This window comes from Rhizobacter sp. P2_G4, assembly GCF_056403575.1.
This window is the reverse complement of the sequence record NZ_JBFUFG010000008.1, coordinates 114,204-133,527: the sequence shown is the minus strand read 5'-3', so window position 1 is coordinate 133,527 and position 19,324 is coordinate 114,204. Positions and strand designations below refer to the sequence as shown.

Genomic DNA, 19,324 nt, shown 5'->3' with positions numbered 1-19,324 from the left:
CCGATCAGTCTCGACGTGGGTCAACGGGTGAGGGAACAGCCTCAGCGTCGACAACGCCAGCTAGTTCAAGCTGCATAAGTACGATGTTGATCAGGTTCGCAACGGAGGGACGACCTGTATCAACCACGGAATGAGCAGTTTCCCGATAGAGCGGATCTCTTACTTCGAAGAGTTGGCGGAGCCGAGCCATGGGGTCGGCTACTTGTAGCAACGGCCGCACGGTATCGTGCCGTAATCGCCTAAAGAGATCCTCGGGAGAGGATCGTAAATACACCACGTGGCAGCGCTCATGCAGCAGACCTCGATTGCCGGCGCGCAATACAACACCACCGCCTGTCGCGAGTACCGCGCCTCGCAGGCTGGTGATCTCGTCAATCACCGATTCTTCGACATCACGAAACGCGTCTTCTCCTCGCGCTTCGAAATAGGAACGGATCGGTTCCCCGATCCGCTTTTCGAGCACTACGTCGCTGTCAACAAACTCTCGCCCTAGTCGCCTTGCCAGTTGTCGACCCACGGTGGACTTTCCGCCGCCCGGCATACCGACAAGCGCTATGCTTTTTTTTGGCTCGGCGGTAAGGCGCTCTTCAGCAGTATCACCGCCCACGCCAGCTTTAGCTTCCCGAGCCAGACGCCGCAGTAACTGAAATAGTCGCGACCCGCTTCAATTGGTCCAGCACCGTAACTATCCCAGGATCAAAACAGCCAGTCACGAAGATCGCAACTTGATTATTCCGATTTGGAATCTCGTATGTGCCGGCAACCGTTGGGGTTGTACTGCCAGCTGGCCCGAAGGTAATATTCTGATGATCAGAACTGAAAGCTGTATACGGTGCCGTACCCCCAATGACCAAAAAATCTCCGACCTTGGTATTCGTTCCCGGGCAATTCGCTGTCCCGGTACTATATCCAATCTCGTCCGGGGAGACTTGGAACGCTGATAATTGCCCGGCATTATCATCACCACTTCCGCCGCAAGCAGTCAGAGCACCCAAGCCTATCAAGAGGATGCAACCAATTCTTAAATTAGCTTTCATCAAATCACCCGTTCTTCAAGTATCTTATGATCAAATCCAAACTATCGTGCCGCGGACCTATCAGAGATCACCTTAGGCGTGAGGAAGACTAGGAGTTCGGTCTTGCTCGTTGTGCGTGTCTTGGTTTTAAACAGATTACCCAAGAACGGGATATCGCCGAGGAAAGGAACCTTCGTGGTATCTTCCCGCTCATTTTGGGTGTAGATGCCGCCAATAACCACTGTTCCACCATTTTCAACAAGAATCTGCGTGCGTACATGCTTGGTGTCAATGGCGAAACCTGCCGCTGTGCTTCTGCCAACGCTGTCTTTATTCACGTCCACGTCCAGAATAACATTTCCCTCAGGAGTAATCTGTGGTGTAACTTCCAACTTTAGATTTGCCTTACGAAATGACAGGGCAGTAGCACCGCTTGAGGTTGCAGTTTGATACGGCAATTCCTCGCCTTGCTCGATCAGGGCTTTAACTTGATCAGCGGTAATGACACGAGGACTTGAAACAATCTTGCCCTTGCCATCAGCCTCCAAAGCGGAGATTTCCAGGTTTAAAAAGCGATTTGCTGCGGCACTAAATAAGGAGACAGCAAATGTTGACGCATTGAACCCATTTTGACCGGATGCAGGCAAATTGACAAACTGAGTGTCACTGAAGGGAATGGTTGTCCCGTTCACTTGACCGGTTTGAAGCCCAATAGCATTCATATTGCCACCAATTCCGACGCTAGCATCAGATGTGCCGTAACCTGATACGCCACCTCGCAGACCGCGCAAATCGGTAGCTCCCAGCTTGACACCGAGCGATCTCCCGAACGAGTCGGCAGCTTCAACAATGCGTGCCTCGATGAGCACTTGGCGAACAGGTATATCAATCTTCGCAATCATGGCCTGGATCTCTTCCAACTTGGAAGGTATATCGCTCACGAAAAGCTGATTGGTACGCGATTCAGAAATAACGCTACCCCGCGTGGAAAGAATGCGAGATGCAGTGCCACCACCCCCTGAGCCTCCTTGACCGGACAAGCCTTTCGCTACCTCTTCTGCTTTTGTATAGTTCAATTGGAACGATTGAGTGCGAACCGGCTCAAGATTGGCGATCTGCGCCTTTGCCTCGAGATCGACTTTCTCTTTTGCAGCCAACTCGTCTTTTGGCGCAATAAGAATGACGTTGCCTGATTTGCGCAAGCCCAAGCCTTTGGCCTGAAGGATAATGTCGAGCGCTTGATCCCAGGGAACATCTTTAAGCCGAAGGGTCACGTTCCCAGTGACCGTATCACTGGTCACAACGTTGAAGTTGGTGAAGTCAGCGATGACCTGCAACAAAGCGCGAACTTCAATATTCTGGAAGTTCAAAGAAAGCTTCTCGCCAGCGTAGCCCGGTCCTTGCACGAGTTTATTAGGGTCGGTCTTTTGCACGCGGACTTCAAGCACAAACTGATTATCGGTTTGATACGCACTATGCTCCCAAGCGCCGCGCGGTTCGACAACCATTCGGACCCTGTCGCCGTTCTGGAACGTAGAGACAGATTGCACAGGGGTACCAAAGTCTGTTACGTCAAGCTTACGACGCAGATTCTCAGGCAGTGTCGAACGGAGAAACTCCACCACGAGACTTTGCCCTTGCTGCTTGATGTCAACCCCGACTTGGTTATTCGGGAGATCAACGACGACTCGCCCGGACCCGTCTTGGCCACGTCGAAAATCAACACCCTTCAGCGCCAATTGCGACTGATTCAAGCTCTCGGCAAAATGAACGGGTTCTGTAGTCGTGCCAGCTGCTGCACTGGGCGAAGCTGAGTTATCCATCACGACCAGCAAAACCTTGCCCTGGATTTGAGTCCGATAGTTGGATGCCTGCTTGAGATTCAACACGAGTCTCGTGCGATCTCCTGCTTGGGCAACGTTCACTGACCTTAGATTACCTTGATTAATTTCGATATTGGAGCGCCCCATCGCATTTCCAACATTCGGCAAGTCAAGGGCAATACGAGGTGGCGTTTGCACCGTAAAACCAGATGGGGCTGATGCGAGAGGCTCGGACAGCTCGATACGAACGACCTCTGAACCTGCTTGTTGCGTGCTGTTGATCGACTGGATTGCGTTCTGAGCGAAAGCCCCTCCGCATGTGCCGAAGAGCAACGCGAGCGCAACGACACGAGCCCGCAAATTACCCATGATCTGAATCTCCTGCATGTTCTTCATCGCGCCTTCTCCTGAAGCTGAAGGGAGCTGGTGCGCTCAATCCACTCGCCCGCTGCATCCTGGACGATCTCGCGAAACGAGATGTCGGTTTCGGAAATCTTGGTGATTTTTCCGTAGTTTTGCCCCAGATAATCACCTTGCTTAACTTGATAAAGAAGGTTGTCGACCTTTAACAACGCGTATGGACGCCCTTGCTTAGTCACACTGCCGACCATATTCATGCTGTCCACAGGGTATGCTTCAAGAGGTTCTTTGCGGCGGTTGATTTCAGCCGCGAGCAAAGAATTGGACTGTCTTGCCTCTTGTTTAATAGCTACCGTCAGCTTTTGATTGCTGAACGGCTCAACCGCACCACCCGTCAAATAAGCCTGCGGATTGAATTTCTTCGGCGCGGAGAGTGGAGAAACATTTGGCTTGACTTCCCGCCGCTGCTGCTCGACCCACTGAGTCAATTCGTCTTGGGACCCGCTGCAACCGACCAGCGCAGCTGTAACAGACAGAATGGCGTAAAGAGACATCCGAAAGCGCAAGCTGGTGATCTTCATTTCTTCACCCCTGCCTTCGCCCCTGCCGCCTTGGCTGCCGCAGCTTTTTGCTCACTCACTTCGTTCGCGTCAAGGTATCGATAGGTTCGAGCGGTAGCTTCCATCGAAAGAAGCCCCGACGCATCCTTGGCGCCGCTGATGGTCATGTTGTGCAGGGTCACAATGCGGGACAGGTTTGCCACATCTGCAGCAAAGTTGCCGATGTCGTGATACCGCCCGGTGACGCGTAGGGCGATTGGCAGTTCAGCGTAGTATTCCCTGACCAGTACTTGCCCGGGGCGGAACAACTCGAACTGAAGTCCACGTCCAAGACCAGCTTGATTGATGTCGGACAACAAAGCATCCATTTCAGCCTTGCCTGGCAACTGCTTCTCGAGTTGCGTCACGTACTCTTCAACTTGAAGCTTTTGCTTGCGCAGCTCTTCCAAATTGACCGCCTGCGCCAGCTTTCCACGATAGTCCTGCTTTAGGGCCGGCTCTTTGTCGCGTTCTGCTTGCAGTTGATCATCCGCGCTGGAAAGCAGCAGGAACCAGCCAAGAACCACCATCGCGAGGGCGAGTGCCACCCACGTGGCGATTTTTGGCAGCACAGGCCACTGGCCTGGTTCGTTCGGATTCAGCCCGCGGAACTGCGAGGCAGCGGCACCGAAGACCGAGTTCAGATCAACGTTGATGGATTTAGCTTGCGTTGCCATGGCTTCAATACCTTCAGGGCTTCGGCGACTTCGCTGCCACGGCACTGGCAGCAACCGATTGAGAAGCCACGACTCCCGAAGCTGCCGCGGCGGCCTTAGCATCTACATCTTGGGGTCGCTTAATCGAAACTCGCATCGAAAAGTCAAACAGGCGCTTCTGCTCCTTGTTCGCTGCTTGAAGCGTTGCCGCCTTGATCTCGACCAACTCTGGCCGAGTGACCCACTCCGAGTTATTACCGGTGTTGCGAAGCAGCTCAGACACTCTCTCATTCGTCTGCGCGATACCCGCTAGGTTAAGCACTTGCCCGTCCTGTTTGACAGTGCTGTAGTAAATACCTTCTGGTGTTTGCTTGACCAGTTCGTTCAGCACATGCACAGGAATATTGCGATCGATTTGAAGATCCTCGACTGCCTTTTGCCGAGCCTTGAGGGCATCAATCTCAGCGCGCAAGGTTGCGATGTCCTTGATTTGCACTTCAAGCTTGCGAATTTCGGCCGTTAGAAACTCATTTCGCTGCTGCTGACTCGTAGTCATCTGCTGCAGAACCAAGTACCACATACCAACGACCGCAAGCCCCGCAGCAGCGGCCAAGCCAAGCCCAAGGAAGAACGCGGCCTTGCGCCGCTTACGCTTCTCTTCCCGATGCGGGAGCAGGTTGATCAAGATCACTGCAGGAACCTCCGCATCGCCAACCCGCAAGCCGTGAGATATGAAGGCGCCTCGCGACGAAGCTTGCTCTCGCGTACAGCCGAGCCAAGCTTCATGTTGTCAAAAGGATTCACCACCATCGACGCAAAACCGGTCAACTCGGTCACCCGATCCTTCAGACCAGGCAGAGTAGCCGTGCCACCCGCAAGCATCACGTAGTGCACCTTGTGGTGTGGCGTGCTGGTAAAGAAGTACTGCAACGCCCGGCCAATCTCTTGGGACAAACTGTCGACAAAGGGCGCCAGGATCGATGCCTCGTAGTCTTCAGGCAGATCTGAAGCAAGCTTCTTCTGCTCAGCCTCTTCAAATGAGAAGCCGTACTGACGTGAGATCAGTTGCGTGAGCTGGGAGCCACCAAATGCTTGATCACGGTCGTACAGCATTTCATCGTCACGCAGCACCTTCAAACTCGTGGTATCAGCGCCAATTTCGAACAGCGCGACGAGTGCGTCCTTGCCTTCATTGGGCAGCGCCTCAATGAGTCGGCCCATGGCAAGACGAGAAGCGTGCGATTCGATGTCAAGCACTACTGGCTTCAAGCCCGCAGCCTCAGCGAGACCCTGACGGTCCTGGACGCGGTCTTTGCGCGACGCCGCAATCAGCACCTCCACGTCCCCAACCGAGGTAGGGCTGGGCCCGATTACAGAGAAGTCAAGACTGACTTCATCGAGCGAAAACGGAATGTACTGGTTCGCCTCGGATTCGACCTGCAGCTCCAACTCTTCCTCGCGCAATCCCGCCGGCAACATGATCTTTTTAGTGATCACTGCAGATTGGGGCATGGCCATCACGACCTGCTTGGTTTTGGTGCCGCTCTTGGTGACAACACGCCGAACGGCGTCGGCCACCTCATCGAATTTCTCGATCTGGCCATCGGTGATCCAGCCTTTTTCAAAGCTCTCTGCCGCGAAACGCTCCAACACATATTCACCGGATGCGCTCTGCCCCAGCTCGACCAACTTGACGCTGGAAGAACTGATGTCCAAGCCGATCATCGGTGAATGTTTGCGGCCCAACAACAAGTCAAGGAAGCTCACGACGCCCTCTCCCAACGTGCTTTTTTGTACGCTGGAACTGTTAAGAAGTTACTTCAATGCTAGCAGTAAAGTCTTTGTGCAACAAAGATATTTCCAATTTTCACAACCTCGGCTCGTTGCGAAACGCAGACGTGAATGGGTGCCAAAAATTGGCACTTGCGGGTCAACCCTGATGGCCTCCTTAGCAACCTGCCAAAGAGTTCACGATCCACGGCTTGGACCCAGCCGCTTCCTATAATCATTTCGACTTTTGTTGGAGTTCCATGAGCGAATCCGAGCGAGCGGGGGCGTCCTCGTCCCACAACCGTGCATCACTGCCTTCATGGGCGCGCTTGCTGGCCCGCGGTTCGGCTTGGCTGGTAGGTCTCTTGGTGGCAGGGGTGCTCATGGTCGCCATGTTGGCTGGCTTGGCGTTGGCCGTGGCCTATCCAAATCTCCCTGAGATCAGCGGGCTGCTCGATTACCGGCCCAAGCTGCCGATGCGCATCTATTCATCGGACGGCGTCTTGCTGGGTGAGTTTGGCGAAGAGCGGCGCAACTTCACGCCGATCTCGCAGGTTCCCAAGGTGATGCAGCAGGCGGTGTTGGCGATCGAGGACGCTCGCTTCTATCAGCACAGCGGCGTCGACTACAAGGGTGTGCTGCGTGCCGGCCTTGCCCAGTTTGCCGAATCGCGCAGTCAAGGCGCTTCGACCATCACGATGCAGGTGGCACGCAATTTTTACTTGTCGACCGAGAAGACCTTCACCCGCAAGATCTACGAAGTGCTGCTGGCGCTGAAGATCGAGAGCCTGCTCACGAAGGAGCAGATTCTCGAGGTTTACATGAACCAGATATTCCTCGGGCAGCGGGCGTATGGCTTCTCCGCTGCGAGCGAGGTCTACTTCGGTAAACCACTGAAGGACATCTCCATCGCCGAGGCTGCCATGCTTGCCGGCCTGCCGAAGGCGCCGTCCGCGTATAACCCGATCACCAATCCGCGAAGGGCGACCGTCCGTCAGCAGTACATCATCGACCGCATGCTGGAGAACGGCTTCATCACCACCGAGCAGCACGATGCCGCCCGAAGCCAGCCGCTGAAGTACCGGACGCCCTCGGAGGTTGCGGTCCATGCCGAGTACGTGGCAGAAGCGGCCCGTCAGATGATCTTCAGCCAATACGGCGATGAGGCCTATAACCGCGGTCTCAACATCTTCCTGACGTTGAACTCTGCCGAGCAGACGACGGCCTATCACGCGTTGCGCAAGGGCATCCTCGATTTCGAGCGCCGTCAGGTCTACCGTGGACCCGAGGCATACATCGACCTGCCGGCCAACCTGAAGGAAGTAGACACTCGCATTGCTGAAGCGCTGGACGAGCATCCAGACAACGATGAACTTCGCGCCGGGGTGGCGCTTGAAGTCAGCCCGCGCAAGGTGGTGGCCGTGCTTCAGAGCGGTGAGTCGATCACGGTGACGGGCGAGGGCCTCAAGCCCGTGACCTCTGGGCTCGCCGAAAAGGGCAACCCCAAGACGCAGATTCGGCGTGGCGCAGTGATCCGGATGGTCAAAGGACCCAAGGGTGACTGGTCAATCACCCAACTCCCTGAAGTGGAAGGCGCGTTTGTGTCGCTGGACCCGCGTACCGGTGCCGTGCGCACGATGGTCGGCGGTTTCGACTACGCCAAGAACAAGTTCAACCACGTGACGCAGGCATGGCGGCAACCCGGCTCCAGCTTTAAGCCCTTCATCTACTCGGCTGCGTTAGAAAAGGGCTTCACACCAGCAACCGTGATCAACGATGCCCCGCTGTTCTTCGACGCAGGCACCACCGGCAGCCAGCCTTGGGAACCCAAGAACTACGACGGCACCTTTGACGGCCCAATGTCGATGCGCCGCGGCTTGGCCAAATCGAAGAACATGATTTCCATCCGCATCCTGCAGTCCATCACTCCCGCGTATGCGCAAGATTGGGTCACGCGTTTCGGGTTCGATGCCGACAAGCATCCGGCATATCTCACGATGGCTCTCGGTGCCGGATCGGCAACGCCGCTCCAGATGGCGTCGGCCTATGGCGTCTTCGCGAACGGGGGCTTTCGCATCAACCCGTTCCTCATCAGCAAGGTCACCGACGCCAAGGGCCGGGTGCTGAACGAAGCCAAGCCACAGCTCCTGAACGGCGACAACCGCACCCTGGATGCGCGCAACGCCTTCGTGATGACCAGCCTGCTACAGGAAGTCACTCGCTCTGGCACTGCCGCCCGAGCGCAAGGCACACTCAAGCGGCCCGACATCTATGGCAAGACCGGTACCACCAATGATTCAATGGACGCCTGGTTCGCCGGCTTCCAGCGCAGTGTGGTAGCCGTCGTGTGGATCGGCTACGACAACCCGCGCAAGCTCGGTGATCGCGAAACCGGCGGAGGTCTGTCGCTGCCGGTATGGATCGACTACATGTCGCAGACCCTGAAGGGCGTGCCGGTCGAGGAGCCCTCAGCTCCCGAAGGACTGGTGAACCTCGGCGGCGAGTGGTACTACGAAGAATTCACCCACGGCAACGGCGTCAGCAGCCTGGGCCTGGACGACAAACTGCCCACGGCACCCAGCGAAGAAGAGAAGAAGAGCATCCTCGATCTGTTCAAGCGCTGATCGAGGGCAGACAAGCCCGTTCTCAGACTGGCGGCACAAATCGCAGCGCCAGCCCCGACTGCTCGCTGGCACACGCAGACAACGAATCGAAGAACTCCCGCCCCTCGCGGGTGTCGAGCCATTGCCCGTTCACATGCTTGTAGTGATAACCACCCGAGCGTGCCGCGAGCCACAACTCGTGCAACGGAGGCTGGGTGTTCAGGACAAGCTTGCTGCCGTTGGGGAAGCTCAGTTCGAGCAAGCCGCCTGTGCGATGGCTGTCGATATCCACCACGTCGTCTTGCAGCCAGCGGTCGACAGTGGCTTCAACCGATAGCAGAACCGAATTCGCCAACGCGTGGAACTCGGTGTCGGTGAGTGATGTGGGGGTAAGTTCGACAGACATGGCCGCTAGAATTCTTTGCATGTGGAAACCGAAATTCAGTGTAGCGGCCCGGTCCATGCGACTGACGACAGTAGGCTCTTTGCTGGCGGTGGTGCTCCTGTCAGGCTGCGGCCAGAAAGGGCCACTAACGCTGACGACACCACACGCGCACTCATCGGCATCGGCCGCGTCCACCCCGCGCTGAGGTCAGACACGCCCCTCTTCCACCGCGTGGCAAGCGATGCGCACGCCCCGAATCTGCAGCAGGGCCGGCCGCTCTTGTCGGCACCGTTCATTCGCGTGAGGACAGCGTGGGTGAAATGAACAGCCCGTCGGGGGGTTGAGCGGATTCGGCACCTCGCCTTGCACCGGCGTTCGCGAACGGCCGCTCATCGCGATGTCCGGGATCGCATCCAGCAGCATCCGCGTGTAAGGATGGCGCGGCGTCGCAAACAGCGAGGCCTTGTCAGCCAATTCGACCACCCGCCCCAGATACATCACGCCCACATGGTCACTCACATGGCGGACCACGGCGAGGTTGTGCGAGATGAACAGATAGGTCAGACCGCGGCTGCGCTGCAGGTCTTTCATGATGTTGAGCACCTGGGCCTGTACCGACACATCAAGAGCCGACGTCGGCTCGTCGCACACGAGGAACTCCGGCTGAGTAGCCAAGGCTCGCGCAATCGACACCCGCTGGCGCTGGCCGCCCGAGAACTGATGCGCGAACTTGTCCATGTCGGCAGCCGCCAGCCCGACCGATTGCAGCAGTTCGACGACACGGTCCTTCAGCTCCGCATCGTTGCGAACCAAGCCGTGCTCGGTCAGCGGCTCGCCAATGATGCCGCGGACCTTCCAACGCGGGTTCAGRCTCGCGTATGGGTCCTGAAAAATCATCTGCATGCGTCGGCGCACGGCAAGCGCCTGCGGACCAACCAGTGTGCTGGCGATGCTCTGCCCATCGAAGAGCACTTCGCCTGCACTGGCGCTGTGCAGGCCCACGAGCAAACGCGCAACGGTGCTCTTGCCGCAGCCCGATTCGCCTACGAGCGCCAGCGTCTTCCCCCGCTCAATGGAGAAGCTCACCCCATCCACCGCATGCACCCACTGGCGGGGCCTGCGTTCGATGACACGGTTTAGCCACGGCGCCGATACGTCGAAGCCTTTGGCCAGATCGCGTACTTCGACCAGCGTGCTCATGACGCGACGCCCACATCGTGAAGCCAGCAGGCGGCGCGTGTGGCGCTCGCATCCAGCAACTCAGGTCGCTCAACGCGACAACGATCCATCACGCGAGGGCAGCGTGGGTTGAATGCGCACCCGGCCGGGATGGCCGTGAGGCGAGGCATGGCGCCGTCAATCTGCAACAGGCGTTCACGGTCTTCAGCCATCGCCGGTATCGCGCCCATCAGCCCAGCGGTGTAGGGGTGCGCCGGCTTGTGGATCACGGCCTGTACCGGGCCGATCTCAGCCAGGCGGCCGGCGTACATCACTGCCACGCGATCACAAGTTTCGGCGATGACGCCCATGTCGTGCGTCACCAGCATCACCGCAGCGCCATGCTCCTTGCACAGGCGTTTGAGCAGCGAAATGATCTGCGCTTGCACCGACACGTCGAGTGCGGTGGTCGGCTCGTCCGCCACGATGAGCTTGGGGTTGGCTGCCAGCGCAAGGGCAATCACGACGCGCTGCCGCATGCCTCCGGAGAACTGATGTGGGTACTGGTCGATGCGTTCCGCCGCGGCGGAGATGCCGGTCTCTTGCAACAAGCCAATGGCCCGCTCGCGAGCTTGCGCCGCGTTGAGTGGCAGGTGAGTTCGAATCGTTTCGGTCAGTTGGCGCCCCACGGTGTACAGCGGGTTCAGTGACGTCAACGGGTCTTGGAAGATCGCGCCGATGTAGCGGCCTCGGAGCTTGCGCATTTCTTCATACGGCAAGTTGTCGATCCGCCGGCCCTCGAAGCGAATCTCACCGCCAGCCACCCGGCCGGGCGGATCAAGCAAGCCGATGATGGCCGCGCCGGTGAGCGATTTGCCTGCGCCTGACTCGCCCACAACACCGAGGATTTCACCCGGCGCGATGTCGAACGAAATGTCGTCGAGCGCCAGCAAGGTGCCGTGACGCGACGGAAACTCGACGCGGAGGTTCCTGACTTCGAGCAAGGGCGAAGTCATGGGTTCAGCGGAGCCGAGGATTCAGGGCGTCGCGCAACCAGTCGCCCAGCAGGTTCACGCTCAGCGCGACCATCACAAGCACGACGCCCGGAAAGATGGTGATCCACCACTCGCCCGAAAGCAGGAAGTCGTTGCCCACACGGATCAGCGTGCCGAGCGACGGTGACGTGACGGGCATGCCGACCCCTAGGAACGAGAGGGTGGCTTCGATGATGATTGCCGACGCTACCTGAATGGTGGCGAGCACCGTCACCGGACCCAACGCGTTGGGCAGCACATGCCGGCGCATGATGCGCAGCGGCGGCACGCCGATGACCCGTGCCGCCTGTACGTACTCCTTGTTGCGCTCCACAAGCGTCGAGCCGCGTACCGTCCGCGCGTATTGCACCCAACCGGTCAAAGAGATCGCGACGATCAGCACGGCAAAAGCCAGCGTGTCGTGCGCTTGGGGGAAGAGCGCGCGCCCCACCCCGTCCACGAGCAGGGCCACCAGGATCGCGGGGAACGATAGCATCACGTCACAGATCCGCATGATGAAGGCGTCGGTGCGGCCACCGACGAACCCGGCCACCAGGCCCAGGGTCACGCCCACCAGCATCGAGACCAGCACTGAGGCGATGCCCACGGCAAGAGAGATGCGCGTGCCGTACATCAACGCGGAAAGAATGTCTCTGCCTTGCGCATCGGTTCCGAAGAGGTACTTGGCCTTCCCCTCAGGCAGCCAGGCAGGCGGCATCAATGCGTCGGCCAACTCCAGCGTGGCGAGGTCAGTCGGGTTGTGGGGCGCTACCCAGTCGGCAAATAGAGCGCACACCACGCAGAAGAGCGCCACTGTGGCCGAGGCGATCGCCAGGGGCGATCGCCTGAAGCTGTACCAGACGTCCCCTCCGAAGAAGCGCGCCAGCACATCGCTGCTCATGCAGCACCCTCTGGTCGTCGGAATGACCTGAGCCGACTCTGGGTACCGATCACTTCACGGTGACCCATCGGTAGGGCATGTAGTTGTCCGGCAACTGGGTGAGATCGATGTTCTTCTTCATCGCCCACGCCAGCGCCTGCTGGTGCAAAGGCAAGTGGCCGATGTCCTGGCTGTGCAGGTCGAATGCTTCCTTGATCATCGCGTTGCGTTTGGCCTGGTCTGTTTCGCCCTGAATCATGACCGTGAGTTCATCCACCTTGGGGTTGCTGTAGGCACCCAGGTTGAATTGACCCTGGCCTTTGTCGCTGGGCGTGGCGATCAGAGACGAAAGCGCGTTGTGGGCGTCGTAGGTGCTCGGCGTCCAACCGAGTAGATAGAAGCTCGTGTCGCGCCGCAGGATCTTCGGAAAGTAGGTGGTCTTGGTCTCGGTCTGCAGATTCACCTTCACCCCGATGCGCGCAAGATTGGCGGCCACCGCCTGGCAGATGTCCGCATCGTTGACGTAGCGGTCGTTGGGACAGTTCAGGCCGACCTCGAAACCGCTTGCATATCCAGCGTCGGCCATCAGCTTCTTGGCAGCGTCGACGTCGTACGGCAGGCGCTTGTTCTGTTCCGCCGAGAAGCCGCGGACGCCCGGGCCCACCATCAGCGCCGTGGGCAACGATGCACCGCGCATCACACGCGTCTTGATGGTCTCGATGTCGATCGCCTGGTAGAAGGCCTGCCTCACCCGCTTGTCCTTGAACGGGTTCTTGCCCTTGACGTTGGAGAAGAGCAGTTCGTCGCGCTTCTGGTCCATGCCGAGAAAGATCGTCCGAAGCTCCGGCCCTTGCATGACCTTGAGATTGGGGGAAGCCTTGATGCGCGCAACATCCTGCAGAGGCACCGGCTCCATCAGGTCGATCTCGCCCGACAGCAACGCGGCAACCCGCGTCGCCGCGTTGCCGATAGGCGTGAAGATCACTTCGTCGACGTTGCCGTCCACCTTTCCCCAGTAGGTTCCGTTGCGAACCAGAACCGTGCGCGACGACGGTTGACGCTCCTTCAATCGATATGGCCCTGTGCCATTGGCGCGGAAGCTGGCCGCGTTTTCGATGCCCTTGCGCCGGTCGACAGGGATGGTCGCCTTGTTGTCCTCGCACCATTTCTTGCTCATCACGTAGAGATTGGTGAGCGAGTCAGGAAGGATGGGAAACGGCGTCGTGGTTTCGATCTCGACCGTGTACGCATCGATCTTGCGTGCTTCCTTGAACGACGACGTGTAGCTCTGCATGTCGGAGCCCGGCCCGGCTGCGCGGTTGATCGAAAAGACCACGTCGTCGGCCGTGAACGGCGTGCCGTCTTGGAAGTTCACGTTGCGCCTGAGCTCGAAGCGCCACACCGTCGGCTTGGTCTGTGTCCACTTGGTCGCAAGGCCCGGCGTGAGGGCCAGCTGCTTGTCTCGCGCCACCAGCGGCTCGTAGATGTTGTTGGTGAAGGTGAGTTGCAGCGACTCGTTGAGTGAGTGGGGATCCATCGATTGCGCATCGCCCTGATTGGCGACACGCAGTGTCACCGCGTGAGCCCAGCCGAACGCAGAAACGCAGGCCAGCGCCAGCAACCGAGATTTCAATTTCATCGCCATCTCCTTGTGGGAATGAGGTGTCAATGCACTTTGCTGCCAGGTTCGGCACGCAGGCGCGGGTCCACCACGAAGTACAGCAGATCAACGACGAGGTTGATCGAGACGAACACCAGAGCGATCACACACAGGTAGGCGGCCATCACCGGAATGTCGGCAAAAGTTACCGCCTGAATGAACAGCAGACCCATCCCCGGCCACTGGAAGACTTGCTCGGTGATGATGGAGAAAGCAATCAGCGAGCCCAGCTGAAGGCCCGTGATGGTGATCACCGGCACCAGGGTGTTCTTCAAGGCGTGCCCGAAATACACCACACGATTCGGCAGACCGCGGGCTCGTGCAAAACGGATGAAGTCGGTGCGCAAGACCTCCAGCATCTCGGCGCGCACGAGACGCATGATGAGGGTGAGCTGAAACACCGCCAGCGTGGTAGCCGGCAACACGAGATGCTTCCAGCCGTCGACGCTCAGGAAGCCCGTGGCCCATCCTCCCAGATCGATCAACTCACCACGGCCAAAGCTGGGCAGCCACTGCAGCAACACCGCAAAAACCAGGATCAGGAGGATGCCGATCAGGAAGGTGGGCAGAGAGACGCCGAGCAGCGACAAGGTCATCAAGAGCTGAGACATGAAGCTGCCACGCCTTAAGGCAGCGTAGACGCCCATCGGAAGGCCCAGAAGCAATGCGAGGAGCGCCGCCACGACAGAGAGCTCAAGGGTTGCCGGGAATCGTTCGGCGAACAGAGACGAGACCTTGCGTCCCTGGCGCAGGCTGAGGCCGAACTCTCCTTGCAGTGCATTCCCGACGAACCTTGCGAACTGCAGCGGGAATGGCCTGTCCAGCCCCAGATCGGCGCGCAGTTGATCGCGTTGCGCTGGCGTGGCGTCTTGCCCCAACAGGTTGGTGACGGGGTCACCCACGTACTGGAAGAGCATGAAGGCAATGAATGCCACCGCCAGCATGACGGCAATGGCTTGTGCAACGCGGCGAAGGATGAAGGCGAGCATGTGGTGCGCAGTTGTACAAGGACCCAGAGCATTTACCGCGCCCACCATGAAAAAGGCCGCCCGGAGGCGGCCTGAAGTTCAAGCCTGCGCGTGAAGCGCAAGCAATCGATCAGAACTCGTGGCGAGCGCCAAGGGCCCAGGCGTTGTTGTTGGTACGGGTGTCTTCCTTGCCTTGTGAGACCTCGGCATAGACCCGGGTGCGCTTGCTGAAGAAGTAGTCGTAGCCGACACCGATCTTGGTCTGCTTCAGACCAGCGGTCTGCACCCCAGTCACAGTGCCTTCAGGGTCAAGCTTGCTGTAAAGCGCCTTCACAACACCAGGGCCGACAGGAGCGGTTATCGCGATATGCGCGTATTTGTTCGTGGCCGAACTACCAGGCCCCGTCTTCGAACGCGCGAAATAGACAATCGGGCGCATGAACTTGAAGTCATAGGCTGCGCCTACGTTGATCAAGGAAGCCCCATCTCCGCTGGGCGCGGCGACGGTGGAAGCGATGTGCCCCGTAATCTTGTCATAGGAGATGCCCAGGTAAATCGGACCCGCCGTGTACTCAGCATTGATGCCTTGCTCGCGATTGGTGGCTGCTTCGCCGGCGGCAACGGCTGCGTTGGCCGTGAATCCCCCCAGGTTAGGTGTCTTGTAACCCACAGTATTGGCGTATCGCACGCCACTAGGTCCCGTGTATCCAGCCCAACCCTTTGCACCGACTTGCGCAATACCACCATAACCGAAGGGGTCGGTTTTCAAATTTACCCAGAAGGCAGGCGCGTAGTTGCGGCCCAGATAGACGCTGCCGGCCTGTGCACTGGTCAACTGAACCCAGGAGTTGCCAGACCAGAAAATGGTCGACGGTGTCGTCGATGACCCAATGTTCCCGGTATCAGGGGCGAACCGATGGTCAAGGAAGAACTGAGCCGATAAACCTCCGCCCATGTCTTCATTGCCGCGAAAGACAATGCGCGAACCTGGACCGTTGTCTCTGACGGTATAAGCCTTGGAGAGCCCATTTGCACCGTTGTTGACAGCAGTACCGCCGTTGCCTTTGACAACGCCTTCATCGATCATCCCGGAAATCGTGATCGACGATTGAGCTGACGCAACACTGGCGAAGGCGCTCAACACAGCAAGAGCGAGAAGAGATTTTTTCATTGCGACTATCTCCTAGGTTGAATAAGGGTCCCGGGCAGCCCGTCTCCTTTGGGCGGCCAGGCCGAACTCCTCAGCGGAAGTTGGATGTATTGCATCAGAGCGCTTCTGGGCACGCACCGGGGATAAGCACCAAATGTTGTCGCCTAACAACGAGCGATAAGGACACGCCTGGGTCCTAAATCACCCATGATTGGCGCTTCAAACCAAAGCAAAATATAGTCTTTACTAGGGTAATCTCGGGGGCAATGAACTCACATCACGGCAAGCAGCCGCACTCAATCGTCGACGACTGGCTCAGCGCAGCAGACGGCGCCTTGCGCACTCTCTCGGGGGTGACCGCCGCAACACGACCGCCGCCTCAAGCCGCCAACTCGCAACCGTCGTTGGATGCCGTTGAGGCCAAGCTTTCAGCGTCATTGATGCGGGTGAATCATGTGGGTGAGGTTTGCGCGCAAGCGCTATACAGAGCTCAATTTCTGGCCACGCGAAACCCGGAGCTGCGCGCAAGTTTTCGTGAGGCTGCGCGCGAAGAGACCGACCACCTTGCCTGGACACAGCAGCGTCTGCGCGAACTGAATGCGCGACCGAGCCTTCTGAATCCGCTCTGGTACGCCGGGGCATTCGGGTTGGGCTGGGTGGCTGGGCGCCTAGGGGATCGAGTCAGCTTGGGCTTTGTCGTCGAAACGGAGTCTCAAGTCGAACAACACCTGGCTACGCATCTGGATCGCTTACCAGCTGCTGATGGGGCGTCCCGAGCCATCGTGCAGCAAATGAAGGAAGATGAAGCCCGCCATGGCGCCCAAGCTCAAAACGCCGGAGCAGCGAAGTTGCCCCTGCTGGTGCGTTGGGGAATGCGCATCGCCGCCAAAGTCATGACGACGACGGCGCACCACATCTGATCGAACATCGGGCTTTCAACCCTCAATGATCTCGTAACTCGTGCTGATCTCGGCCGTCTTGGCCAGCATGATGCTCGCCGAGCAATACTTCTCGTGCGACATCTGGATGGCGCGTTGCACAGCCGAATCAGGCAGGTCCTTTCCAGTGATGATGAAGTGCATGCGGATGCTGGTGAACACCTTAGGATCCGTCGCTGCCCGTTCTGAGGTCAGCTTTACTTGGCAGCCTTTCACCTGGTGCCTGCCGCGTTGCAGGATGAGTACCACGTCGTAGGCCGTGCACCCGCCGGTGCCGGCCAGCACGGTTTCCATAGGCCTCGGTGCTAGATTTCGCCCGCCACCGTCCGGCGCGCCGTCCATCATCAGCACATGGCCGCTCCCGGTTTCGGCCATGAAGGCCATTCCGCTCGCCGCCACCCAGTTCACCGTGCATTCCATCGCTCGCTCCATTTGCTAAATGCCTTCTCCACGCGGGCAATTGTGCGTTCTGAGAAGAATGCACTCCCCGTCCATGCTTATGCATAGAAATTATTGCGGCGCAACATGCGCGCAGATATACTTGCCGCACTGGTGTTCAGCGTGTTTCGTTCCGCTCCACCAACCGTTTGTCTCCTCCACCTCCTCCAATTGGTGGATTCAACCCAAGGCAGCAATGCCTTGGGTTTTTTTCTGGGTCAGCGGTTTACGGAAGTGCATGCAAGCGGGCCGTATGATCCGGCGCCCCAAGACACGCTCCACATGCCGCAGGAAACGCCATGACCGGCTCCGCAAGTTCCTCCAAGCCCCTCCGTTCCAAAAACAAAGTTGAACTTAGCCTCGCCGGCTACCTGCAAAAGATTCTGACGGCGCGTGTCTATGACRTCGCGATGGAGACCCCTCTCGATCTGGCCAAGAACCTGTCAAAGCGCCTAGGCAACCAGGTCTGGCTCAAGCGCGAAGACACGCAGCCCGTGTTCAGCTTCAAGCTGCGCGGCGCCTACAACAAGATGTCCGGCCTCAGCGCCGCTCAACTCAAAAGGGGCGTCATCTGCGCCTCCGCCGGGAATCATGCCCAAGGCGTCGCCCTCGGCGCACATAAACTGAGCTGCAAGGCCTTGATCGTGATGCCGGTCACCACGCCTAAGCTCAAGATTGACGCGGTTCGCGCACTGGGTGGCGAGGTGATTCTGCATGGAGAAAGCTACTCCGACGCTTATGTTCACGCGCTTGAACTCGAGCGCGAGCACGCGCTGACCTTCGTTCACCCCTTCGACGATCCTGAGGTCATTGCCGGACAAGGCACCATTGCCGTCGAGATCCTGCGCCAGCACCAGGCACCGATTGACGCCGTGTTCGTTGCCATCGGAGGAGGCGGCCTGATTTCAGGCGTAGCGGCGTACATCAAATCGGTGCGACCGGAGATCAAGGTCATCGGCGTGCAGACCATCGATTCCGACGCCATGGTGCGTTCGGTCAAGGCCGGCAAACGTGTTCAGCTGAACGACGTCGGCCTGTTTTCCGACGGTACCGCGGTCAAGCTCGTGGGTGAGGAAACCTTCCGCCTGACCCGCGCGCTTGTTGATGACTTTGTCATCGTCGATACCGACGCCGTATGCGCCGCCATCAAGGACGTCTTCCAGGACACGCGGAGCATCCTGGAGCCGGCAGGCGCCCTCGGCGTCGCCGCGATCAAGCAGTACGTGGAAACCCACAAGCTCAAGGGCAAGACGCTGGTGGCCATCACCTGCGGAGCCAACATGAATTTCGATCGGCTGCGCTTCGTCGCCGAGCGCGCCGAGGTCGGCGAAGAACGTGAAGCCGTCTTCGCCGTCACCATCCCCGAGGCGCGCGGCAGCTTCAAGCGCTTCTGCGAGCTGATCGGCCCGCGCAGCGTCACCGAATTCAACTACCGGATCTCCGACGAGAAGAAGGCCCACGTGTTCGTTGGCCTCGCCACAAGCAACCGCAGCGAGTCCGACAAACTGACTCGCAGTTTCGCCAAACACGGCTTCGCGACGGTCGACCTGACCCACGACGAACTTGCCAAGCAGCACCTGCGGCACATGGTGGGTGGCCGCAGCGAACTCGCGCGCGACGAGCGGCTCTTTCGCTTCATATTCCCAGAACGGCCAGGCGCGTTGATGCAGTTCCTCTCCAGCATGCACCCGAGTTGGAACATCAGCCTCTTCCACTACCGCAATCAGGGAGCCGACTACGGCCGCATCCTCGTGGGTATCCAAGTGCCGAAGGGCGACAAGAAAGCGTTCAAGACGTTTTTGGAGGGGCTCACGTACCCCTGGGTTGACGAGACCGAGAACCCCGCCTACCAATTGTTTCTTCGCTGAAACGCAGCCTGCATTGCG

At 58.6% G+C, this 19,324-nt stretch carries 18 protein-coding genes; 4 read left to right on the top strand and 14 right to left on the bottom strand.

Annotated elements, in window-relative coordinates; translation table 11 throughout:
- Positions 1–4: 4 nt before the first annotated feature.
- The 6 genes from AC1DYS_RS24660 to AC1DYS_RS24635 form a co-directional block, all read right to left on the bottom strand.
- The gene (locus tag AC1DYS_RS24660; protein WP_477904181.1) at positions 5–541 is read right to left on the bottom strand and encodes a shikimate kinase; all 537 of its coding nucleotides are present in this window, start codon (positions 539–541) and stop codon (positions 5–7) included.
- 537 nt (positions 542–1,078) lie between these two features.
- Entirely contained in the window at positions 1,079–3,235 is a 2,157-nt protein-coding gene (locus AC1DYS_RS24655) for a type IV pilus secretin PilQ (protein ID WP_477904068.1), read from the bottom strand.
- On the bottom strand, positions 3,232–3,780 hold the full coding sequence (locus tag AC1DYS_RS24650) for a pilus assembly protein PilP (protein WP_477904066.1): 549 nt from the start codon (positions 3,778–3,780) through the stop codon (positions 3,232–3,234). The genes AC1DYS_RS24655 and AC1DYS_RS24650 overlap by 4 nt, the downstream gene beginning before the upstream one ends.
- Positions 3,777–4,475 (bottom strand): type IV pilus inner membrane component PilO, encoded by a 699-nt coding sequence (locus tag AC1DYS_RS24645; protein ID WP_477904064.1) that lies wholly within the window; start codon positions 4,473–4,475, stop codon positions 3,777–3,779. Before AC1DYS_RS24645 ends, AC1DYS_RS24650 begins: the two co-directional genes overlap by 4 nt.
- 13 nt (positions 4,476–4,488) lie before the next feature.
- Positions 4,489–5,145: a PilN domain-containing protein gene (locus tag AC1DYS_RS24640; protein WP_477904062.1), complete on the bottom strand. Its 657-nt coding sequence runs from the start codon at positions 5,143–5,145 to the stop codon at positions 4,489–4,491.
- The gene (locus AC1DYS_RS24635) at positions 5,142–6,179 is read right to left on the bottom strand and encodes a pilus assembly protein PilM (RefSeq protein ID WP_477904179.1); all 1,038 of its coding nucleotides are present in this window, start codon (positions 6,177–6,179) and stop codon (positions 5,142–5,144) included. Before AC1DYS_RS24635 ends, AC1DYS_RS24640 begins: the two co-directional genes overlap by 4 nt.
- Positions 6,180–6,484: 305 nt before the next feature.
- On the opposite strand from AC1DYS_RS24635, the gene AC1DYS_RS24630 reads away from it, so the two are divergent.
- Positions 6,485–8,848: a penicillin-binding protein 1A gene (locus AC1DYS_RS24630; RefSeq protein WP_477904060.1), complete on the top strand. Its 2,364-nt coding sequence runs from the start codon at positions 6,485–6,487 to the stop codon at positions 8,846–8,848.
- A gap of 22 nt (positions 8,849–8,870) precedes the next feature.
- On the opposite strand, the gene cyaY is transcribed toward AC1DYS_RS24630, so the two are convergent.
- Positions 8,871–9,233 carry an iron donor protein CyaY gene (gene cyaY, locus AC1DYS_RS24625; protein WP_477904058.1) on the bottom strand — a complete coding sequence of 121 codons (363 nt, stop codon included), beginning with the start codon at positions 9,231–9,233 and terminating at the stop codon, positions 8,871–8,873.
- Here cyaY and lptM point away from each other — a divergent pair.
- Entirely contained in the window at positions 9,232–9,417 is a 186-nt protein-coding gene (gene lptM / locus AC1DYS_RS24620) for an LPS translocon maturation chaperone LptM (protein ID WP_477904056.1), read from the top strand. The genes cyaY and lptM overlap by 2 nt on opposite strands.
- A 2-nt stretch (positions 9,418–9,419) precedes the next feature.
- Here lptM and AC1DYS_RS24615 read toward each other — a convergent pair whose 3' ends face one another.
- The 6 genes from AC1DYS_RS24615 to AC1DYS_RS24590 form a co-directional block, all read right to left on the bottom strand.
- Positions 9,420–10,412, bottom strand: coding sequence for an ABC transporter ATP-binding protein (locus AC1DYS_RS24615; protein WP_477904054.1), 993 nt, complete (start codon positions 10,410–10,412; stop codon positions 9,420–9,422).
- The gene (locus AC1DYS_RS24610) at positions 10,409–11,386 is read right to left on the bottom strand and encodes an ABC transporter ATP-binding protein (RefSeq protein WP_477904052.1); all 978 of its coding nucleotides are present in this window, start codon (positions 11,384–11,386) and stop codon (positions 10,409–10,411) included. The genes AC1DYS_RS24615 and AC1DYS_RS24610 overlap by 4 nt, the downstream gene beginning before the upstream one ends.
- 4 nt (positions 11,387–11,390) lie before the next feature.
- Positions 11,391–12,305, bottom strand: coding sequence for an ABC transporter permease (locus AC1DYS_RS24605; protein ID WP_477904050.1), 915 nt, complete (start codon positions 12,303–12,305; stop codon positions 11,391–11,393).
- A 49-nt stretch (positions 12,306–12,354) separates the two neighbouring features.
- A complete protein-coding gene (locus AC1DYS_RS24600; protein ID WP_477904048.1) occupies positions 12,355–13,929 on the bottom strand; it encodes an ABC transporter substrate-binding protein in 1,575 nt (524 codons plus the stop codon).
- A 20-nt stretch (positions 13,930–13,949) separates the two neighbouring features.
- A complete protein-coding gene (locus tag AC1DYS_RS24595) occupies positions 13,950–14,933 on the bottom strand; it encodes an ABC transporter permease (RefSeq protein ID WP_477904046.1) in 984 nt (327 codons plus the stop codon).
- Between the two features lie 109 nt (positions 14,934–15,042).
- Complete coding sequence (locus AC1DYS_RS24590; RefSeq protein ID WP_477904044.1) at positions 15,043–16,083, bottom strand: porin; 1,041 nt, start codon at positions 16,081–16,083, stop codon at positions 15,043–15,045.
- 245 nt (positions 16,084–16,328) lie between these two features.
- Between AC1DYS_RS24590 and coq7 the strand changes: the two genes are divergently transcribed.
- Positions 16,329–16,982 (top strand): 2-polyprenyl-3-methyl-6-methoxy-1,4-benzoquinone monooxygenase, encoded by a 654-nt coding sequence (gene coq7, locus AC1DYS_RS24585; protein ID WP_477904042.1) that lies wholly within the window; start codon positions 16,329–16,331, stop codon positions 16,980–16,982.
- A 15-nt stretch (positions 16,983–16,997) separates the two neighbouring features.
- On the opposite strand, the gene AC1DYS_RS24580 is transcribed toward coq7, so the two are convergent.
- On the bottom strand, positions 16,998–17,420 hold the full coding sequence (locus AC1DYS_RS24580; protein WP_477904040.1) for an OsmC family protein: 423 nt from the start codon (positions 17,418–17,420) through the stop codon (positions 16,998–17,000).
- 317 nt (positions 17,421–17,737) lie between these two features.
- On the opposite strand from AC1DYS_RS24580, the gene ilvA reads away from it, so the two are divergent.
- The gene (gene ilvA, locus AC1DYS_RS24575) at positions 17,738–19,306 is read left to right on the top strand and encodes a threonine ammonia-lyase, biosynthetic (protein WP_477904038.1); all 1,569 of its coding nucleotides are present in this window, start codon (positions 17,738–17,740) and stop codon (positions 19,304–19,306) included.
- The last annotated feature ends 18 nt before the right edge of the window (positions 19,307–19,324 follow it).

What these genes read in the sequence shown, in the direction of transcription:
- AC1DYS_RS24595 (WP_477904046.1), bottom strand. Translation starts at nt 14,933, where the DNA reads ATGCTCGCCTTCATCCTTCGCCGCGTTGCACAAGCCATTGCCGTCATG.
- AC1DYS_RS24600 (WP_477904048.1), bottom strand. Translation starts at nt 13,929, where the DNA reads ATGGCGATGAAATTGAAATCTCGGTTGCTGGCGCTGGCCTGCGTTTCT.
- AC1DYS_RS24580 (WP_477904040.1), bottom strand. Translation starts at nt 17,420, where the DNA reads ATGGAATGCACGGTGAACTGGGTGGCGGCGAGCGGAATGGCCTTCATG.
- AC1DYS_RS24650 (WP_477904066.1), bottom strand. Translation starts at nt 3,780, where the DNA reads ATGAAGATCACCAGCTTGCGCTTTCGGATGTCTCTTTACGCCATTCTG.
- AC1DYS_RS24610 (WP_477904052.1), bottom strand. Translation starts at nt 11,386, where the DNA reads ATGACTTCGCCCTTGCTCGAAGTCAGGAACCTCCGCGTCGAGTTTCCG.
- AC1DYS_RS24645 (WP_477904064.1), bottom strand. Translation starts at nt 4,475, where the DNA reads ATGGCAACGCAAGCTAAATCCATCAACGTTGATCTGAACTCGGTCTTC.
- AC1DYS_RS24655 (WP_477904068.1), bottom strand. Translation starts at nt 3,235, where the DNA reads ATGAAGAACATGCAGGAGATTCAGATCATGGGTAATTTGCGGGCTCGT.
- AC1DYS_RS24605 (WP_477904050.1), bottom strand. Translation starts at nt 12,305, where the DNA reads ATGAGCAGCGATGTGCTGGCGCGCTTCTTCGGAGGGGACGTCTGGTAC.
- AC1DYS_RS24660 (WP_477904181.1), bottom strand. Translation starts at nt 541, where the DNA reads ATGCCGGGCGGCGGAAAGTCCACCGTGGGTCGACAACTGGCAAGGCGA.
- lptM (WP_477904056.1), top strand. Translation starts at nt 9,232, where the DNA reads ATGGCCGCTAGAATTCTTTGCATGTGGAAACCGAAATTCAGTGTAGCG.
- cyaY (WP_477904058.1), bottom strand. Translation starts at nt 9,233, where the DNA reads ATGTCTGTCGAACTTACCCCCACATCACTCACCGACACCGAGTTCCAC.
- coq7 (WP_477904042.1), top strand. Translation starts at nt 16,329, where the DNA reads ATGAACTCACATCACGGCAAGCAGCCGCACTCAATCGTCGACGACTGG.
- AC1DYS_RS24635 (WP_477904179.1), bottom strand. Translation starts at nt 6,179, where the DNA reads ATGATCGGCTTGGACATCAGTTCTTCCAGCGTCAAGTTGGTCGAGCTG.
- AC1DYS_RS24590 (WP_477904044.1), bottom strand. Translation starts at nt 16,083, where the DNA reads ATGAAAAAATCTCTTCTCGCTCTTGCTGTGTTGAGCGCCTTCGCCAGT.
- AC1DYS_RS24630 (WP_477904060.1), top strand. Translation starts at nt 6,485, where the DNA reads ATGAGCGAATCCGAGCGAGCGGGGGCGTCCTCGTCCCACAACCGTGCA.